Consider the following 16,422-nt stretch of genomic DNA (forward strand, 5'->3'; position numbering starts at 1 on the left):
CGGAAAGGTCGTTGGAGTGGTAGCGGCGGGTCCACTCAGGATCCTCGACGGTGGAGATCTTGTGCCACAGCTCGATGGTCTCCGGGCGGTGCTTGCGCTCGTCGGAGTAGGAGTGCTCGTAGTCCCAGTCGCCGTCCTCGAGGGCAACGGCGAAGATGTACATGATGGAGTGGTCGAGCGTCTCGCGCGATGCGTCCGGGTCCATCTTCTGCGGGTCGTTCGCACCGGTACCGATGACGTAATGGGTGTGGTGCGAGGTGTGGAGGACGATGGACTCGATGTCCGCCAGGTCGCGGCCCTCCTCGGCGAGGCGCTTCTTCAGCGCGAAGGCCATGTCGATCTGGGCCTGTGCCTGGTACTCCGCGGAGTGCTCCTTGGTGTAGGTGTCGAGTATGGCGCGCTTTTCTTCGCCCTCGGCCGGCAGCGGGATGGTGTAGGTGCGCTCCGGGGAGTGCAGCATCCATGCGATGAAGCCGTCCTCACCTTCCCAGATGGGAGCCGGGGCGCCCTCGCCGCGCATCGCGCGGTCGACAGCCTCGATGGCCATCTTGCCGGCGAATGCCGGAGCGGAGGCCTTCCAGGAGGAAATCAGGCCCTTGCGGGACTGGCGGGTCGCGGTGGTGGTGTGGAGAGCCTGGCCGATGGCCTGGTAGATGGTGTCGACATCGAGGTTCAGCATGGTACCGATACCAGCGGCGACGGACGGGCCGAGGTGAGCGACGTGGTCAATCTTCCACTCGTGAAGGCACATGCCCTTGACGAGGTCGACCTGGATCTCGTAGCCGGTAGCGATACCGCGGATGAGGTCCTTGCCGGTGAGGCCCTTGTGCTGTGCGACGGCAAGGATCGGCGGGATGTTGTCGCCCGGGTGGGAGTACTCGGCGGCGAGGAAGGTGTCGTGGTAGTCGAGCTCGCGGACGGCGGTGCCGTTGGCGAGTGCGGCCCACTCGGCGGAGTACTTACCATCAACACCGAAGACGGTGGACCCGTTGCCGCTCGCATCCGAAGAATGAGGATGCGACTGAGCCATGACGCGGGCGGAGGTGACCGGGCCGCGGACGACGGACGCCATAGCAACGGAGGCGTTGTCGATGATGCGGTTGATGATCATGTCCTTGGTGTCGGCCGGAACCTCGACCTTGTCCGCGGCAACCTTGGCGATCTTGTAGGCGAGGTGCTCCTCAATCGGGAAATCCTCGGCGGACTTGTGGGTGCGTACTTCGTGATTAATCACCGGAATTTAAACTCCTTTTTAAGTGTGGAAGCGTGGAGTGCATCGCAAGGAAAGCGAGCGACGCACTGTGGCACCGCGTTGTTGCGATAGCAATCACATTACTTTTTTCGACGTGCCCTAGGCCACAAGTGACCTTTGCGTAAATTTGTGGCATTATTATGCATACTCTGTAAAATCTGTAAAACTCGCAGCCAGGACGCAGATCTGAAGGAGCACCATCCATGAGCAAGCACTACGCGGGGGCACGAATCCACGCGCTCCGCAAGCAACGCGGGCTGACGCAAGTCGCCATGGCCAAGACTTTGGGGCTATCCACGAGCTACCTCAACCAGCTCGAAAACGACCAACGGCCACTCACTGTGACCGTGCTCATGCAGCTATCGCAGCGCTTTAATGTGGACCCCAGCTACTTCTCCACAGAAAAAGATTTGCATGCCATCACGGAGCTGCGCCTCCTCTTCCCCGGCGCGGAAGAAGACACATTGGCAGACCTCGCCGGCCGGTTTCCTGAGCTCATGCCGGGACTCACCCGCGCCGCCGCCCTCGTCCCCCGCGAGCAAGAAGGCCCCTTCGAAGCCGTCCGCGAGTTTTTCTATAACGCGCACAACTACATCCATGAACTCGATGTTCTCGCGGAGGAACTCGCCGGCCAGCTTGGCCAGCGCGTTTTCCGTCGGGCTCGCCTTGCCTCGCTCCTCGAAGAGGAACTCGGCGTCTCGGTGCGCTTTGGCCGCACCGGCCCTCGCCGCGAATTCGATCCGGTCCGCCGCGAGCTCAATCTGCGCGGCGGCCTCACCGAAGCGCAGCTGGTCTTTGAGATGTCCTTGCAGTATTGCCTTCTCGCCTATCAAGACCTCTGCGACAACCTCGTCTCCGAGTTGCCCGAAGGCGTCGCGCGCGACATCGGCAGGCTGGGCCTCGGCCAGTACTTCGGCGCCGCGGTGACCATGCCATATAACGAGTTCCTCGCCAAGGCGGAGGAATCCCGCTACGACATCGACATGCTCGCCGGTGACTTCGGCACCGGATTCGAGACCACTGCCCAGCGCCTGTCCACCCTTCAGCGCCCCGGCAACACGGGTGTGCCCTTCTCCTTCATTCGCACAGACCGCGCCGGCAATATCTCCAAACGCCAGTCCTCCACGAGTTTCCACTTCGCCCGCTCCGGCGGCACGTGCCCGCTCTGGGTCGTCCACCGCGCCTTCGAGACCCCCAACCGCATCACCCGCCAGGTCGCCTCCATGCCCGATGGCCACACCTACCTCTGGATTGCCCGGCACGTCCAGGGTCCCGCCAAATCCTTCGGCACCCCGCGCAAGGAGTTCGTAGTGGGGCTTGGCTGCGACATCACGCAGGCCGATCGCCTTGTTTACGCGGACGCCCTGAACCTCTCCCCCTCCGCCGCCACGCCTATCGGCCCCGGCTGTCTCGCTTGCCCGCGTACCGACTGCCCGCAGCGCGCCTTCCCGCAGCTGGGCCGCACCATCCGCCTCAATCTCAATACGACAGCGGACCAGGCGTACGACACCATTTAAGGCGCAGGCTCGACACGCTTGCGCCAGCTTGCCAATGCCCCCTTTCCCCTCCACCTCACAGCCCGTCTCGCCGCGCGCGGCACCGAGGCGGTCCCACAGCTCACCGGTATGCGGAAAACTCGGAGATAAATCGATGGTGCATCAGGGGGCATCGGCAAGCTCTGTGCACGACAAAGCCCACGCTCTTGGAGCGTGGGCTGAGCACCTTGGGTCCCTGATTAGGACAGATCGTCGTGCGCAACGAGGCGGCGCGCCGCCTCCGTGATGGTGCCCGACAACGATGGGTAGACCGCAAACGAGTCTGCGAGCTGGTTGACCGTGAGCTGGTTGGTCACGGCAACGGCGATGGGCAAAATGAGCTCCGAGGCGGTCGGCGCGACGATGACGCCGCCAATGACGCGGCCGGAGGTGGCGCGGCAGAAGAGCTTGACAAAGCCGTGGTTAAGGGAGCGCATCTTCGCACGCGGGTTGGTGTTGAGCGGCATCATGATGGTGCGCGCGGCAACCTCGCCTGCCTCAATCTCGGCCTGGGTGAAGCCCACGGCGGCGATCTCGGGGCGGGTGAACACGGCGGTGGCCACGGTCTTCAGGCGCAGCGGGGACACGCCCTCGCCCAGCGCGTGGTACATCGCGATGCGGCCCTGCATGGCGGCAACGGAGGCGAGCGGGAAGAGATCCGAGCAATCGCCCGCCGCGTAAATGCCGTCAACATTGGTGCGCGAGACGCGGTCGACCTTGATGTGGCCGGACTTCTGGGTGTGGACTCCGACGTGTTCGAGGCCCAAGTCCTTGGTGTTGGGGACAGAGCCGATGGACATGATGACGTGGGAGCCATGGATCTCGCGGCCGTCCTGGGTCTTCACCACGACGTTGCCGTCCTCGGTGCGCACGACAGACTCCACGCGGCAATTCTTCTCCAGTTCCACGCCGCGCTCGGCGAGGACGGTCTCGAGCACATCTGCGGCATCGGCGTCATCATGCGGCAGAATGCGGTCGCGGGAAGCGACCATGGTGACCTTGACGCCCATCTCCGCGAAGGCGGAAACAAACTCGGCACCGGTGACGCCGGAACCGACGACGATGAGGTGCTCCGGCTCCTCCTTGAGGTCATAGACCTGCTGCCAGGTGAGGATGCGCTCCCCGTCCGGCTGTGCGCCCGGCAGGATGCGCGGGGTGGCGCCTGTAGCAACGAGGACGAGGTCCGCCTCGAGCTGCTCCTCGGTGCCGTCGGCATGCGTAACGTCGACGAAGTGGTGCGCGCCGCGCACGCCAGTCTGGTCCTCAGAGAACTTCGCGCGGCCGTCGATAACCTTCACGCCGATCTTCTCCAGGCCCGCGCGCACGTCCGCAGACTGGTTCGCGGCCAGTGCTTGGACACGCTCGTTAAGAGCATCGAGCTTCAGCTGCAGCGAGCTGAGCTGATCGTTAAGCCCCATCGCATCTGCACGGCGGAAGTCCGTCCGGAGGTTCGCGCCAGCGATGAAGGACTTGGACGGAACGCAGTCGAGGAGCACGGAGGAACCACCGGGCCCCTGCTCCTCAATGAGCGTGATGTGGGCGCCGTACTTGGCGCCGGCCGTTGCGGCCTCGTACCCGGCGGGGCCACCGCCGATAATGACAATGCGCGGGGTGTCTTCGATCACCTGTGCAGTCTGAGCAGCAGCCTTATCCTGGGTCACTTTTATTTCTCGCTCCTTGTGAGATTTCGCGGGTCACGCGTGCGGTCGAATGGGGCAAGGATGCAGGGGTTGTCGTGGGGTCGAGTTCCACCGTGTCCTCGCCGTTAATGCCGGCGCACTGCCCGCATGATCGTCGCAGGACAGCGCGCGCGCCTATTCCGATCTTTCGGGACACACGCCTGCGCCATCCGCATCCACCAAGTGGGCAGGCACACTCGCCTGTTAGTGTAGTGCCCGCATGCCCCCTCACGCACGCCGGGCCAGGTGACACAGCTCCTTAGCCCCGACCAGCTGAGGTGTTAGACCTCGGCCGTCGCAAATCGATCGACGACGGACCCGAAGAGCTTGATGCCCACCCCGATGGAGCGCTCGTCGACGATGAGGTCGCCCATGTGCAGGTCGTACTGTTCGCCCTCGCCCGACCAGCAGCCGAGACGCGCCATGGAGCCCGGCACGTTTTCGAGGTACCACGAGAAATCCTCGCCGCCCGAGGACTGCGGTGCTTGGACGACGCACTGCGGGTCGATGGCCGCGGCCGCTGCGGTAAGCGCGGCCGTCGCCACGTCATCGTTGAGCACCGGCGGCACGCCGCGGTGGTACTGGAGGTCATACTCCACGCCGAGGGGAGCGAGGACCTGCTCAATGAGCTCGCTAAAAAGCTTCTGCATGCCACGCCACACGTTGATGTCTGCCGTGCGCATGGTGCCGGTGAGCGTGCCCGTCTCCGGCATCGCGTTGGGCGCAAAACCAGAATTGATCTGGCCGAAGACCAGCACGGTACCGGTGCGCGGATCCACCCGGCGCGACAGCAGCCCCGGCAGGTCGGTCACGACCTTGGCAAGGGCAAAGATGACGTCCGCGGACAAGTGCGGGCGGGACGTGTGGCCACCCGGTCCCTTGACCTCAAGCTCGACGACGTCCGTGGCCGAGGTGATAGCCCCCGCGCGCACGCCGATGCGTCCCACGCGCAGCTTGGGCTCGGCGTGAATGGCAAAGATGGAGTGCACTCCCTCGAGCGCGCCCCAGGACACGACGTCCGTGGCACCCCCTGCCCACGTCTCCTCCGCCGGCTGGAAGATAACGCGCACGCCGACAGGCAGACCGTGCTGCTCGTCGTATTCCTTCAGCGCGCAGGTGAGCCCCAGCACGACCGTGGTGTGGACGTCATGCCCGCAGGAGTGGGAGACTCCCTTGTTCAGTGACGTAAATTCCAGCCCCGTGACTTCTTGGATGGGCAGCGCGTCGATATCCGCACGGAAGGCCACACGGCCCTGCTCGCTGTCCGGGCCCAGGTCGGCCATGAGACCGGTCTCTGGGAACAGGTGCGGCTCCACGCCCCACTCCTCCAGAATCTTCGCGATGTAGCGCGTGGTCTCGACTTCGTTATTCGACGTCTCTGGGTGGCGGTGAATGTGGCGGCGCCAGCCGATGACCTCGGCGCGGTGCGCGTCGAACCAGGCCGCCACGAAACGCGAGACATCGCCCGGCCCCTCGCCGAAGACGTCAATCGACGTATCCGCGTGAGCGTAATGCGAGCTCGGTCGAGCGTTCATGAGGTACCTCCTGGGTCTTTCCCAACGAGTCTAGACTAGACCAAGCGGTACAGAAAATCTGGCCCGGTTTTAATGCGGCCAACCCCGGGCTATTCAAAAGCCCACTTCCCGCTAAAACGCCGGCGATTCACGTAATCCGATGGAAACGGTGCGATGTGTTCCGGCTTCACGAGGAGCGTCCAGTCATCCTCTCCATCCAGCGCGCAGATTTCCTCCACCATGCGCGCCGCACCAGGCAGCAACGATGCCGGCGGGACTTCAAGCCCGAGCGCCAGCTTATAGATGGTGGACAAGCGTGGGTCCGCGAGCCCCTCCCCGTAATGATCGTTTCGCTCTAGGTTCGAAATCTGGTTGCGCGATAAGCCCGTGATGTCTGCGAGCGCTTGCTGCGAGATCTTCCTGCCCTCGCGCAGCGCTTGGAGCGTGATGGAAAAGCCGTGGCCATAGCTTGACCACATGAGTCGTTCGACAGCGAAAGTCATGTGTCCCCCGAGTAGTCGGACCCGCGCACCCCAGCGCGGGCTTTCTACCCCGGGATTCTAAAACGACGGCCACGAACGCGCCACCGCTGCGGCGAAACACTTACGTCACCGCAGCTCAGCGGCCGCTGCTTGCGGCTTAAAGGTCAATATTGCGTGGTCCGTAGAGGCGGTCGCCAGCGTCGCCCAACCCCGGCACGATGTACGCGTCTTCGTCGAGCGAAGGGTCGATGACGGCGGTCACGAGACGCACCGGCAGACCGGAGTTGGCCAGTGCATCCACGCCTTCCTGTGCCGAGACCATGCAAATAGCCGTGATATTCGTCGCGCCACGCGCGGCAAGCAGACGCAGGGCGTGGAGCAGCGAACCACCCGTGGCAAGCATGGGATCCACAACGAAGACCGTACGGCCTGACAGATCTTCCGGCAGCGCCTCGAGATACGGCACCGGCTCGTGCGTTTCCTCGTCGCGGGCCATGCCGATGAAACCAACCTGTGCATCCGGAATCATGGACAAGGCGGGGTCAATCATGCCCAGGCCGGCGCGGATGATGGGAACGATGATCGGCGGGTCTTGCAGGCGCGTGCCTTGCGCGGTGTCCACGGGGGTCACGCAGTCAAAGTGCTCAACGGGCAGGTCGCGCGCGGCTTCGTAGACGAGCATGGTGCCCAAGTCTTTCAAAGCAGCGCGGAAGGCGGCGTTATCGCTGCGCGCGTCGCGCATGAGCGTGAGGCGGGAGGCAGCCAGTGGGTGGTCTACAACGTGGATATCCATGCCCCCTACTCTAAAAGCTTTTTTAAATTTTGTGGGAACCTTTCGGCGCGCAGCACAGTCCAATGAGGCATGAACACTTTTACCTTGGACCCCGAAGTAACCCGCTCTCTTGCCCGTGACCTCGATCAACAGTCGCTACCCCAACCTTTGGCACTGCCCTCACTGCCGGGCGGCTGCCTCAGTGACTTCTGTTCGGCGCTCACCGCAGCGTTTCACAATGTTGCCGCGCGTGACGAAATGATGCGCTCCGACTTGGCACATCTCGCAGAAGTCGCCGTCGTGACAACGCACGCAGCACTCACCGTGGACAGCGATGGCGCTGCGGCTTTCGCCAACGAGAACGTCGCCCCACGTCCAGGAACGGAGGGATGAGCTCATGATGGTCATCATGGACGCCATTCGCCAGATTTCGGCGCTGCGTCCCGCCGAGCTTCCCGCCGTCCCCACGCCACGCATGCCGGATGTCTCGAGCGTGCACGAACTGGCCCGCATCACGGATGGCACACCAGAGAAGATCCTGCGTGCCGTGGACTCGCTACGAGCGGACTCGGCGCAGATTGAAAAGCTGCAGCGCGAGGCCCGCCAACTCGCTTTTGGGTGCATTCGTGACCTCTTCGCCTTGGGCCTGCGACTTCTCCAAGAGGCGGTACCCATGGCGCTGGGCTTGCTCATTCCCAATCCGGCTGCACAGATGGCTGCCCGCGCCGCCCTGCAAGGGCTGGCCATGCGTGGCCTCGCGGAGGCCGGGCAGCGCATTATGCAACTCGTCCATGAGCTCATTCCGCTCGCCCGTCCCCTTCTAGAGATAGCCGGTCGCGCCGTCGCCTCGGCCGTAAGCGAGGAAGGCCACGTCGCCAAAGACTCGCTCAAGTCGGAGCAGTCCCGTGCACTTCCCGGCGCGCCCGCGCCCTCCGCCGCGCCCGAGATTCGCCCCGCTGCGCTGGAAGACACCACCGCTGGCAGCAGTGCACGTCCGGCCACCAGCAGCTCCAGCAGTTCCGCGCAAGGTCAGGCCGCCGTCAACGCGGCGCTGTCGCAAATCGGCACTCCGTATACCTGGGGCGGGACCGGCGCCGGTGGCTACGACTGCTCCGGATTGACGCAATGGGCGTGGCGCCAGGCGGGCATCGAATTGCCGCGCCTTGCCGAGCAGCAAACGGTAGGCCGCCAAGTCACCGCCGCAGAGCTCCAGCCCGGGGACCTCGTCGTCTGGGACGGCCACGTGGCCATGTATGCCGGTGACGGCCAGATCGTCGAGGCCGGAAGCCCCGTCCAGACCAACCCGCTGCGCACCACCAACATGGGCATGGCGTTTAAGGGCTTTTGGCGACCGACCGGCTAATTCCACCGAAGTTTATGGGCGCAGCCTCGGCATGGGTACAAGCCGCTTCTGCTCTAGTGCGATCGCGTGCGCATCCGTCGCGCACGGTTGGGTAGACTGAGCTTTTATGAGCACCCGCGCAATCGTACCGATTAAGCTCTCGCTGACTGAGGGCGACTTTTATACCCTGTGGGCCCCGAAGTGGCGCCAGAACGGCACGGAGTGGCAAGCCTTCTTGGGCGATGATGAGTCGATCCTCCTCTTCCGCACCGAGGCCGAGCTGCTGACGTTCTTGGAGTCAGGCCAGCGTCACGACTTGCTGGATCACCCCAACTGGGAAGCTTTCAACTCGCGGCCCGCGAACCGCGTCTCCGTCGCGCCGCGCGATGACTACGACCTCATCGGCATGCCTGCCAAGCTGGCGGAGCGCCCCGGCCACGAGGCCGTGTCCACCGTCGCACGTGACTTGGAGGTCGCCGAGGCTCTCGCCTCGGTCGCGGGTGCCGAGCACACCACCATCTTCTTCGCCACGCACTCCATCCTGCGCAACACGGTGCGCGGCTCTGAGCACTACACGGGCGATGAAGGCCTGCGCGAGTGGTCCGGCGTGGGCCGCGTCATCCTCACCAACTGGAAAGAGATCATCGAAGACCTCGACAAGCACGTCAAGGTCGTTCCCACCACGGACTTCAGTGAGGATAAGGTGACCGACGCCGCCGCGCGTATCTCCGCCGCCACCGCTGCCGCGGCCAAGAAGCGTCAGGAGGACGAGGAAGCCCGCAAGGCCGAAGCCGCCGCCGCGGATCCGTACGACAAGTCGGTGTGGGCCGCCGCTGGTATCGACCCGGTGAAGATCACCATCGACCGTAAGACCGTCTACACGCTGCGCACCTATCTGGGCGAGCGCCCGGTCTTCCTGGGCAAATGGGGCGAGATTTACTCCTTCCCCACCCCGAAGCAGCTCGTGCGCTGGATCATGGAAAACGATGACCATGACCTCGCCCATGTGTCCACGTGGGAGGACATCATCACCGCCGCCAACGCCGGCGAGCTTGAGGTCCAGGTTCACCCGGACAACCAGTACACGTTTAACAACCTCGTGCGCGACATCGAGCAAGGTCCGGAGGCCGTGGACAACGACCAGCTCGCTCGTGCCTACGAAATCTGCGCGGACGCCGCAGACTGGGCCGGCGACGACTCGATTAACTCCTTCATGTTGGCGAACCCGCGCTTCCAGGACTACCTGGGTTATATGCTCGGCTCCACGGAGCATGCTGGTTACGTGCCGTCCAAGCCATACAGCGATCATTCCTCCGCTTGGCGCAGCCTGGAAGAGATGCTCATCAAGCGCTTCTCCAAGTTCTAAACAGCACGATAACCGCTGCTAGAGCACTGCGTCGGTCACCCCGGCGCCGTGCGAACACCGAACGCCCGCTGCCCCACGTCATCGACGTGGGCAGCGGGCGTTTGCTGTGCGACTACATGTTCTCCTCCGCGCTTTAGGGAAGCAGGTACGGCCGCAGCGCCGCGATGAGGTTTGCGGTGAGCTGGGCAGTCTCCGGTGACTTCGGCGCGAGCGCGTCAAAGCCATGGTAGGCACCGGGAACCTCCACGAAGTCGACGGGAACGCCCGCCTCCCGCAGCTTGTCCGCGTAGGCACACGACTCGTCGTAGAAGAGATCGAGCGTGCCGATGGAAATCCACGTCGGCGGCATGCCGGTAAAGTCGCCGCGCTCGACGGGGGACGCATAGGGTTCCGGCTCCCTCTCAAGGTGATCAGCGCCGAGGTACGCAGCCCACGCCGCACGGTTGAAGTTAGCCGTCCACACAAAGTGCCCGCGCCCGCCCTCGACGGGGCGCTGTCCCGTGCGGTGGTCGAGCATGGGATAGACCAGCCCGTTGAAGACAATGGGATGGCCCTCATCGAACGCGCGTTGTGCAAGGCCTGCGGCTAGTCCGCCGCCGGCGCTATCGCCACACACCGCCACGGGGCCGGAGGTGCGTTCCTGTGCCCAGCGCAGCGCCGCGTAGCAGACGTCAAAGTCCGCCGGGAAGGGATTCGCCGGGGCCTTGGGGTAATACGGTGCCACGATGATGGCGCCCAGCGCTCGCGCGATGGCCGCGTTGCGAGTGTCATACATCTCCGGCGCACCGACCAAATGTCCGCCACCGTGCGTCCACACCATGACCGGTATGTCGCCCCAGTCGGGTGCATCCGCCGCGGCATCCACAGAGTCCGGCACGAGCACGTGTACGTCGCAGGACACGCCCTCGGGTGACTGCACACGCAGGCGGGAGGCCTGCACATCGTCGCCGGTGGGCTGCGCCATGACGGCGCGGCGCCCCAGTCCTGCGATCGTCATAGCCACTGCGCCTGGCACATTCGTAAACGGGACCCACGTCGCGGGCGTGCGCAGCGTCGGCGAGACGGCGCTGCGGTCGGCACGCCACTGCGGCACGAGGGCAGCCGCCGCGCCTAGGACACCAAGAACACCAGCGCTGAGAAGGGCGCGGGAAAGGAAACGGGAACAGGTAGGGGACATCACTATTCTTTCGTGTGGGTGCGGGAACGCCGTACGGCATCAAGGGAGACGACGTCTGCTTCCGACGCCGCCGGTTCTTCAGGCTCCGAAACCCCGGAGTCTGAAGTCGCAAAGTCCCGAGTGGCAGGGACATCGCCGCCGAGTACTGCGAGTGGCCGTCGAGCAGCGCGGCGTGTGGCGGCGAAGCGGTGAATCTCCTGCCCCACGGCGGGCTCGCCCAGGATAATCACCTGGGCAAAGGAGGCCTCGTCCACGGTGTGCAGCGCGCGGGGGCTCAGCAACGCGAGGGTGCACTCCTCCAGATAGCCGCGCACCCGCGTCGCCGCGTCAGGGCCCAAGGATTGGAGCTCGGTCTCGTCTACCTGTGGCTGTGCCCCGCCCGGTGTGGCAAGTACAACATAGTGCCCAGCCGCCTTCGCAGTACGGTGCGCGTCGACGAAGGCAGCGGCATCAAAGTCCGCCTCGGCAGGCAGGATGATAAGCACCGAAGACGCAGTGTTTGACGCTGAAGACATACCCCCATTGAACACGCGTCACCGCGCGATGGCACCCCACCGCGGCGCCACTGGCGCATTGAACAGCGTGTTCGTCGGTTCCTGGCAGGCCGTCTTCAGGAAGCGTGCCGGGCGCGAGACATCGGGCTAGTGCGTATGACCGTGATCGTGGTCGCTAGCACCGTCCGCGTCCTCGCCGCGGAAGAGAGCGTCCTCGGCGAATTCGGGGTCGCCGAGTTCCTCGTAGGCCGGCAGGATGGTCGTCTCCAGGAGCTTCTCACGCACGACCTGCGGAGCGAAGGCGTTCTCCACGGCCTTGACGGTGAGGTCGAAGAACTCCTCGAGACCGTAGCTAAACGTCTCGTTGAGCGCGACGAACTGGTCGGTGAGCGTGCCCACCTCCGGCAGTCCGGCAGAGATAGTGCACGTAAAGCCCAGCTGCTGCAGAAGCGGCAAGGGGTGATCGGACAACTCCTCGAGTTGGCCGCGCATGATTTCTACCGCGGGGCTAAAGGTCACCGGGATGCGTCGGTCGCACACCCAGCCGGAGACCTCGCCCGGAGCGATGCCGTCAAGGTTCGCGGTGAAGTCATCTACCAGCGCCGTCGCGTGGGAGAGACGGTTCACGCCCGCCTGCACGCCCGCAGCAACATCGTCGAGCTCGCCGTCAGCGTGAAGCTCGAAAGGAAGGAAGCCCCTGCGCAGGGTGGCAACGAGCGCGTCCAAATCCGGTAAGGGCTGCGCCACATCGCCGCCCAGAGCAAAGCCGACGACGCGGGCGCCCTCGGTGCCGCGGTCAGCCTTGTCCTTGCGTGCGGCGGCGACGGTTAGCGCGGCCAACTCCTGCAGGGTGGTGGACCCACGCAAGCCCATGATCACGAGGCGGGCGTCGATCCCCGCGTGATCGAGCCCGGCAAGCGCGGCATCGACAGCCTCCTGCGCGCTGAAAGGATAAGTCTCCGCATGGAGACGCAGCTCCGCGTAGACGGCATTATCGGCGGCCAACGCCGCCACCGCGGCGGCCGTGGCCGCCGTGAGGTCTGCGGGAGTGGCGGCATCGGAAGGCACATGCTCTTGGAGGGTGACTTTCGGCAGGCCAGCGAAGGTGTCGCGGTCCGAGTCCTTATTTTCCGGGCTAATCAAAGGTGCGTCATGCATGCCCACCATCGTAGGCGGGCGCCTAAGATGTTTCACGTCATGAAAAAGCTCGCCACCCTGTCGCTCGCCGCGGTGTGTTCCGCGGCGCTCAGCGCCCCAGTCCTCAGNNGCACCGGCCCCAGGCGACCCCGCAGGCGGCCCCGCTGGCGACCAGGCGGGCGAGGAAGGCGACGCCACAGAAGAGTCCGTCACCCCGACCTACCGCACGGAGGCACCCAACACGGATACGTGTCCGCAGTCCCTCGTGCCGCCAGAGCCGGTGACGACCTCGGAGCGTCTCGCGCCGGGCCAACCTGCGCCCACTCCCCTGCCGGCTACGCAGACCAGCGACTGCGGCGTGAAAGCGCCGAAGGGTTTCACGGTGGACAAGGACGTCCTTGCCGCGGCGTTCCTCGTCGCAGACGTTGACTCAGGCGAGATCATCGCGATGAAGGATCCGCACGGGCGTTACCGCCCGGCGTCCATCATCAAGGTGCTCCTCGCACTCGTCGCCATCGAGGAACTCGACCTCAACCAGAAATACACCGCCACCGCGGAGGACGCGAACGCGGACGGCTCCGCCGTGGGCATTGGCGAGGGCGGTGTCTACACCATCGAGCAACTTCTTCAAGGCCTCGTCATGGCCTCAGGCAACGATGCCGCGCACGCGCTCGCCCAAGCCCTGGGCGGCGATAAGGCGACCCTCGACAAGGTCAATAAGAAGGCCCACGAGCTGGGCACCACCGACACCGTCGCCGCGAGCTACTCCGGTCTCGACGCGCCAGGCATGTCCACCTCGGCCTACGACCTAGGCCTCATCTACCAGGCCGCGTACCGCAACCCCACCTTCGCGCGCCTGGTCAACACGGATCACGTCGACTTCCCCGGCTACGGCGACCTGCCCGGCTATGAGCTGTGGAACGACAACGGCCTGCTCATGAACGATCCGGAGGGCATCGGCGGCAAAACCGGATACACGGATGACGCGCACCATACCTTCGTCGGCGCCGTCAACCACGGCGGCCGTCGCCTCATGGCGATCATCCTCAATACCACCGTGGAGCACGGCCCCCGCGCGTGGGAGCAGGCCCAAAAACTGCTCCACGAGTCTTATGACGTCCGCCCCGGCCAGGGCGTGGGCACGCTGGCACCCGCCGAGGATCCTTCCGCGACCCCCACGGTGACGGCCACGCAGGCCCCTGTCGCGCCCAACGCCGCGGAGCCTTCCGATGCCCCCACCACCTCAGCGCGCGCACACGCCTACGACCCAGTCCTCGACGATCTCAAGCCGTGGATGAGCTGGCTCATCGTGGGCCTCGTCGGGCTCTTCGCGCTTATCGCCGCGGTGCTCACACTCCGCGGGACGACGGGTCGCCACCACAAGCGCTAGCCTTTGTCCCACGCACATGCCGCGGCTCCCGGATGAACATTCGTATGTCTAGCGGCGCGACGAACGCTTGACCACTTCGGCATGAGCGAAGCGATCGTGGGCACCCAGCATGCCGTTATCGGGCGAGATGGTGCCGACGCTGATGAGTCCACCAATGAAACCGACGAGCTGGCCGAGTCCCGGCACGATGTTGACGAGGCGGAACCAGTTTCGTTTCATCGCCTGTCGCGGGCTAAGCCGCTCGTGCGTGTCGACGTCGCGCACCTCGTAGCCTGCCGCCAGCTTGATGGGGCTGCCGCCCCAGAGCACCTCGGGGAGGATGAAGTACGCCGAGAAGACGACGAAGAAGAGGAGCGCAGCGATGGCGTCTCCGCTGTCGCCGAATACGCTGAGCGGCGCAAGCACCGCACCGCCGACCATCGTGGCGAGGAAACCGTCCACGATGCCCATTGCCCAGCGAGTGCCGGGCGTGGCGCGTTGCGCGACCGCGCCGTAATCCACGACGCCGGTGGGCTGTCCCCACACTGGGTGCGCGGGGCTGGGCACGTTGTTATTCGGCCCCACGCCCGGCGTGTGTGCGAAGTTAAGAGAAGAACCGTACGGGTTCACCGCAGGTTGATCGAGCTGGGCGTACTGGCCATAAGGGTTCTGCGCAGGGCCCGGCTGTGCGTGCTGGTGCGGCTGCGGGGCGCTGGCGGCCTGCGCGTTAGTGTCGTGGTCGGGTTCCGTCCACCCCGTGTAGTCCTGTGGCCACGTGCCAAAGTCGCAGAGGTACTGCAACTGCGCCCACGTGACGCCACGGCCAGCGCGGAGCGCTTCATCGTAAAGCGCGCGGGCCTCGTCGTTGCCTAGGATGCCGTAGCCGATATTCGTCTCACGCCGCGTATCCGCCGACGTGGAATAGCCCTGCTGAGACAGGCGCGCGTCGCGCGCCGAAAGCAATACGCCCAGAGCAGTCGAGTTCTCCTGCGGATCAAGACCAAAGTGGGTGTAGAGGTTCGGTGCATGCATGGACGCTCACGGATCCTTTCGTTGCTGCACTGCGCACCCCATCGCGCTGCGAGAGCGCCGCGCGGGGTGCCGCAGAGACTCTGCTGGGTGTGTTTGTGGCGCTATTGTATCGCCCGCGCCACGACTCGCTCGAGCGAACGGCGGGGTGACGTGCGGATGAGCTACTTGCGGCGGAGCAGGGCCACGAGACCGGCGCCCACCGCGCCGAGAGCCGCGCCAATGCCCAGCGTGGTGCCCGTGGACGGACCGCTCTTCATCTCGTTGCGCACACGAATAATCGCCGGTGCGGGGACGTCCACGTCCTCGGCGTTGACGAGAGACTGCTCCGTCGTCGCCGTCCAGGCTGAGACATAGAGCACCACGCGCCAGACGAGGTACATGACAACCATGAGGACAATGACGGGGCCGAAGACGGCGCCCGCCGGGTTGCCTGCAGCAGAGGACATGATGACGGTGGACAGCTGCTTGAGGACCTCAAAGGCCACGGCGCCGATAAGGGCACCCATGAGGCCGGACTTCTTCGGCACCTTAGTGCGCGGCAGGATGACAATGAGCCACCCGAACACGAGGAAGTTCGCAATGAGACCGACCACTAGGCCGACGAGGAAGATCACGATATTCATGCCGGGGAAAGATTCAATGCCCACCCAGTCGAAAACCTTCTGCGTGAGTCCAGACGAACCGGCTGCGGTAACGCCGAAGGCGATGACGAGCGCGACGAGCAAACCGATGAGGCCGAGCAAGTCGCTAAGCTTCTTTTGAATGAAGGTGCCGCCTTCATTCGCGTCGATCTTCCACATCGCGGAGATACCAACGCGCAGGTTGTTCATCCATCCCAAGCCGGACCACAGGGTGGTCAGACCACCGATGCCGAACATGGCGCCGCGCTGATCGACGGCGGTTTCAAGAACCTCGTTGAGTGTCGAGCCTAAATCACCCGAGACAGACTCGGTGATGCGGTCCTGCAATTGCTGAAAAAGATCGGGGCGCGATGCCAAGACCGTTGCCGCACCCGCGGTAAGCAGCATGAGCAACGGGAAGATAGCGAGCACCGAGTAGTACGTGGTGGCTGCGGCGAACTGGTTGCCGCCCTCAGACCCGTACCGATCGAGCGTGCGCATGATGTGGTCGACGAAGGGCGAACGCTCACGCACTTTGTCGACGGCACCTGGCTCGTCATCATATGCGCGTTCAATGCCGTACACGTCGGTGCGTGCCTCGTCGTTCTTCGTAGACGGAGATGACGCTGCTGTCATGCGGACGAGAGTCCT

At 64.7% G+C, this 16,422-nt stretch carries 14 protein-coding genes and 1 pseudogene; 5 read left to right on the forward strand and 10 right to left on the reverse strand.

Annotated features, from left to right (window positions below):
• Nucleotides 1–1,234: MmgE/PrpD family protein (locus BN9444_RS05995; RefSeq protein ID WP_068801589.1), on the reverse strand; the 1,234-nt coding region annotated here is incomplete at its 3' end.
• A gap of 221 nt (nucleotides 1,235–1,455) precedes the next feature.
• Between BN9444_RS05995 and BN9444_RS06000 the strand changes: the two genes are divergently transcribed.
• Complete coding sequence (locus BN9444_RS06000) at nucleotides 1,456–2,769, forward strand: short-chain fatty acyl-CoA regulator family protein (protein WP_066510885.1); 1,314 nt, start codon at nucleotides 1,456–1,458, stop codon at nucleotides 2,767–2,769.
• Between the two features lie 218 nt (nucleotides 2,770–2,987).
• Here the strand turns inward: BN9444_RS06000 and BN9444_RS06005 are convergent, their stop codons facing one another.
• From BN9444_RS06005 to upp, 4 genes are all read right to left on the reverse strand, one after another.
• Entirely contained in the window at nucleotides 2,988–4,448 is a 1,461-nt protein-coding gene (locus BN9444_RS06005; RefSeq protein WP_413464137.1) for an NAD(P)H-quinone dehydrogenase, read from the reverse strand.
• Between the two features lie 299 nt (nucleotides 4,449–4,747).
• Nucleotides 4,748–6,001 (reverse strand): amidohydrolase, encoded by a 1,254-nt coding sequence (locus BN9444_RS06010; RefSeq protein ID WP_083307043.1) that lies wholly within the window; start codon nucleotides 5,999–6,001, stop codon nucleotides 4,748–4,750.
• Nucleotides 6,002–6,090: 89 nt separating this feature from the next.
• Nucleotides 6,091–6,483: a helix-turn-helix domain-containing protein gene (locus BN9444_RS06015; protein ID WP_066485050.1), complete on the reverse strand. Its 393-nt coding sequence runs from the start codon at nucleotides 6,481–6,483 to the stop codon at nucleotides 6,091–6,093.
• 136 nt (nucleotides 6,484–6,619) lie between these two features.
• Entirely contained in the window at nucleotides 6,620–7,255 is a 636-nt protein-coding gene (upp, locus tag BN9444_RS06020) for a uracil phosphoribosyltransferase (protein ID WP_066485047.1), read from the reverse strand.
• A 69-nt stretch (nucleotides 7,256–7,324) separates the two neighbouring features.
• On the opposite strand from upp, the gene BN9444_RS14210 reads away from it, so the two are divergent.
• The 3 genes from BN9444_RS14210 (at nucleotide 7,325) to BN9444_RS06030 (ending at nucleotide 9,942) form a co-directional block, all read left to right on the forward strand.
• Nucleotides 7,325–7,627, forward strand: coding sequence for a transducer protein Htr23 (locus BN9444_RS14210; RefSeq protein ID WP_141628602.1), 303 nt, complete (start codon nucleotides 7,325–7,327; stop codon nucleotides 7,625–7,627).
• A 4-nt stretch (nucleotides 7,628–7,631) separates the two neighbouring features.
• Nucleotides 7,632–8,597 (forward strand): C40 family peptidase, encoded by a 966-nt coding sequence (locus BN9444_RS06025; RefSeq protein ID WP_066510883.1) that lies wholly within the window; start codon nucleotides 7,632–7,634, stop codon nucleotides 8,595–8,597.
• Nucleotides 8,598–8,703: 106 nt separating this feature from the next.
• Nucleotides 8,704–9,942, forward strand: a complete 1,239-nt coding sequence (locus BN9444_RS06030; RefSeq protein ID WP_066485038.1) for a hypothetical protein — start codon at nucleotides 8,704–8,706, stop codon at nucleotides 9,940–9,942.
• A 133-nt stretch (nucleotides 9,943–10,075) separates the two neighbouring features.
• Here the strand turns inward: BN9444_RS06030 and BN9444_RS06035 are convergent, their stop codons facing one another.
• From BN9444_RS06035 to BN9444_RS06045, 3 genes are all read right to left on the reverse strand, one after another.
• Nucleotides 10,076–11,119, reverse strand: coding sequence for an alpha/beta hydrolase (locus tag BN9444_RS06035; RefSeq protein WP_068801590.1), 1,044 nt, complete (start codon nucleotides 11,117–11,119; stop codon nucleotides 10,076–10,078).
• Between the two features lie 2 nt (nucleotides 11,120–11,121).
• Complete coding sequence (locus BN9444_RS06040) at nucleotides 11,122–11,634, reverse strand: hypothetical protein (RefSeq protein ID WP_141681507.1); 513 nt, start codon at nucleotides 11,632–11,634, stop codon at nucleotides 11,122–11,124.
• A 126-nt stretch (nucleotides 11,635–11,760) separates the two neighbouring features.
• A complete protein-coding gene (locus BN9444_RS06045) occupies nucleotides 11,761–12,771 on the reverse strand; it encodes an amidohydrolase family protein (RefSeq protein WP_233423553.1) in 1,011 nt (336 codons plus the stop codon).
• 175 nt (nucleotides 12,772–12,946) lie between these two features.
• Here BN9444_RS06045 and BN9444_RS06050 point away from each other — a divergent pair.
• A pseudogene (locus tag BN9444_RS06050) lies at nucleotides 12,947–14,140 on the forward strand (D-alanyl-D-alanine carboxypeptidase family protein); the annotation flags it as partial.
• Nucleotides 14,141–14,188: 48 nt separating this feature from the next.
• On the opposite strand, the gene BN9444_RS06055 reads toward BN9444_RS06050, so the two are convergent.
• A complete protein-coding gene (locus BN9444_RS06055; protein WP_066510876.1) occupies nucleotides 14,189–15,151 on the reverse strand; it encodes an RDD family protein in 963 nt (320 codons plus the stop codon).
• A gap of 161 nt (nucleotides 15,152–15,312) precedes the next feature.
• Nucleotides 15,313–16,407 carry a YhjD/YihY/BrkB family envelope integrity protein gene (locus BN9444_RS06060; RefSeq protein WP_068801593.1) on the reverse strand — a complete coding sequence of 365 codons (1,095 nt, stop codon included), beginning with the start codon at nucleotides 16,405–16,407 and terminating at the stop codon, nucleotides 15,313–15,315.
• Nucleotides 16,408–16,422 lie beyond the last annotated feature (15 nt).

Origin of the sequence: Corynebacterium phoceense (genome assembly GCF_900092335.1) — a bacterium.
GTDB lineage: Bacteria > Actinomycetota > Actinomycetes > Mycobacteriales > Mycobacteriaceae > Corynebacterium > Corynebacterium phoceense.

Bases quoted from the DNA above. Each gene is read 5' to 3' on its own strand.
- upp (WP_066485047.1), bottom strand. From the start codon at position 7,255: ATGGATATCCACGTTGTAGACCACCCACTGGCTGCCTCCCGCCTCACG.
- BN9444_RS06035 (WP_068801590.1), bottom strand. From the start codon at position 11,119: ATGTCCCCTACCTGTTCCCGTTTCCTTTCCCGCGCCCTTCTCAGCGCT.
- BN9444_RS06045 (WP_233423553.1), bottom strand. From the start codon at position 12,771: ATGCATGACGCACCTTTGATTAGCCCGGAAAATAAGGACTCGGACCGC.
- BN9444_RS06010 (WP_083307043.1), bottom strand. From the start codon at position 6,001: ATGAACGCTCGACCGAGCTCGCATTACGCTCACGCGGATACGTCGATT.
- BN9444_RS06060 (WP_068801593.1), bottom strand. From the start codon at position 16,407: ATGACAGCAGCGTCATCTCCGTCTACGAAGAACGACGAGGCACGCACC.
- BN9444_RS06000 (WP_066510885.1), top strand. From the start codon at position 1,456: ATGAGCAAGCACTACGCGGGGGCACGAATCCACGCGCTCCGCAAGCAA.
- BN9444_RS06025 (WP_066510883.1), top strand. From the start codon at position 7,632: ATGATGGTCATCATGGACGCCATTCGCCAGATTTCGGCGCTGCGTCCC.
- BN9444_RS06040 (WP_141681507.1), bottom strand. From the start codon at position 11,634: ATGTCTTCAGCGTCAAACACTGCGTCTTCGGTGCTTATCATCCTGCCT.
- BN9444_RS06030 (WP_066485038.1), top strand. From the start codon at position 8,704: ATGAGCACCCGCGCAATCGTACCGATTAAGCTCTCGCTGACTGAGGGC.
- BN9444_RS14210 (WP_141628602.1), top strand. From the start codon at position 7,325: ATGAACACTTTTACCTTGGACCCCGAAGTAACCCGCTCTCTTGCCCGT.
- BN9444_RS06015 (WP_066485050.1), bottom strand. From the start codon at position 6,483: ATGACTTTCGCTGTCGAACGACTCATGTGGTCAAGCTATGGCCACGGC.
- BN9444_RS06055 (WP_066510876.1), bottom strand. From the start codon at position 15,151: ATGCATGCACCGAACCTCTACACCCACTTTGGTCTTGATCCGCAGGAG.